Origin of the sequence: Micromonospora sp. NPDC049114, from assembly GCF_040648635.1 — a bacterium.
GTDB lineage: Bacteria > Actinomycetota > Actinomycetes > Mycobacteriales > Micromonosporaceae > Micromonospora.
In genome coordinates, this window is sequence record NZ_JBEZEA010000031.1 from 1 (window position 1) to 1,603 (window position 1,603).

Below are 1,603 nucleotides of genomic sequence, written 5' to 3' on the forward strand. Positions count from 1 at the left end.
CTGGAAGATTGTCCGGCGGTGTCCTACTCTCCCACACCCTCACGAGTGCAGTACCATCGGCGCTGGAGGGCTTAGCTTCCGGGTTCGGAATGTAACCGGGCGTTTCCCCTCCGCCATGACCGCCGTAACTCTATGAACATATCAAACAACCCCGGCACACAAAGTCACGGGTGTTCGCTCGTTCAGAGTTGCACAGTGGACGCGTAGCAGCTTAGTAGTCAAGTCCTCGGCCTATTAGTACCGGTCAACTGAACCCGTTACCGGGCTTACATTTCCGGCCTATCAACCCAGTCGTCTAGCTGGGGGCCTTACCCCACCAAAGTGGGTGGGATACCTCATCTTGAAGCAGGCTTCCCGCTTAGATGCTTTCAGCGGTTATCCCTTCCGAACGTAGCTAACCAGCCGTGCCCCTGGCGGGACAACTGGCACACCAGAGGTTCGTCCGTCCCGGTCCTCTCGTACTAGGGACAGCCCTTCTCAAGTATCCTACGCGCACGGCGGATAGGGACCGAACTGTCTCACGACGTTCTAAACCCAGCTCGCGTACCGCTTTAATGGGCGAACAGCCCAACCCTTGGGACCTGCTACAGCCCCAGGATGCGACGAGCCGACATCGAGGTGCCAAACCATCCCGTCGATATGGACTCTTGGGGAAGATCAGCCTGTTATCCCCGGGGTACCTTTTATCCGTTGAGCGACACCGCTTCCACTCGCAAGTGCCGGATCACTAGTCCCGACTTTCGTCCCTGCTCGACCTGTCAGTCTCACAGTCAAGCTCCCTTGTGTACTTGCACTCAACACCTGATTGCCAACCAGGCTGAGGGAACCTTTGGGCGCCTCCGTTACCCTTTAGGAGGCAACCGCCCCAGTTAAACTACCCACCAGACACTGTCCCTGAACCGGATAACGGTCCGAAGTTAGATACCCAAATCAACCAGAGTGGTATTTCAAGATTGCCTCCACCCATACTGGCGTATGGACTTCACCGGCTCCCACCTATCCTACACAAGCTAATTCGAGTACCAATGTCAAGCTATAGTAAAGGTCCCGGGGTCTTTCCGTCCTGCCGCGCGTAACGAGCATCTTTACTCGTACTGCAATTTCGCCGGGCCTGTGGTTGAGACAGTGGGGAAGTCGTTACGCCATTCGTGCAGGTCGGAACTTACCCGACAAGGAATTTCGCTACCTTAGGATGGTTATAGTTACCACCGCCGTTTACTGGCGCTTAAGTTCTCCGCTTCGCCCCGAAGAGCTAACAGGTCCCCTTAACGTTCCAGCACCGGGCAGGCGTCAGTCCATATACATCGAATTACTTCTTCGCATGGACCTGTGTTTTTAGTAAACAGTCGCTTCCCCCTGCTCTCTGCGGCCATACAACGCTCCACCCGCGCGGGGCTTCACGTCTCCGGCCCCCCTTCTCCCTAAGTTACGGGGGCAATTTGCCGAGTTCCTTAACCACAGTTCGCCCGATCGCCTCGGTATTCTCTACCTGACCACCTGTGTCGGTTTGGGGTACGGGCCGCTAAGAACTCGCTAGAGGCTTTTCTCGGCAGCATAGGATCACTGACTTCACCTGAATCGGCTCGGCATCACGTCTCAGCCT

At 56.1% G+C, this 1,603-nt stretch carries 1 rRNA gene and 1 other annotated feature (1 of these 2 cut by a window edge); the gene reads right to left on the bottom strand.

What is annotated here, in order from left to right:
- Positions 1-10 precede the first annotated feature (10 nt).
- Positions 11-127, bottom strand: a 5S ribosomal RNA gene (gene rrf / locus AB0B39_RS32915).
- Between the two features lie 88 nt (positions 128-215).
- Positions 216-1,603, bottom strand: a sequence feature (most likely nonfunctional fraction of RNA operon) (it continues 3,124 nt past the right edge of the window).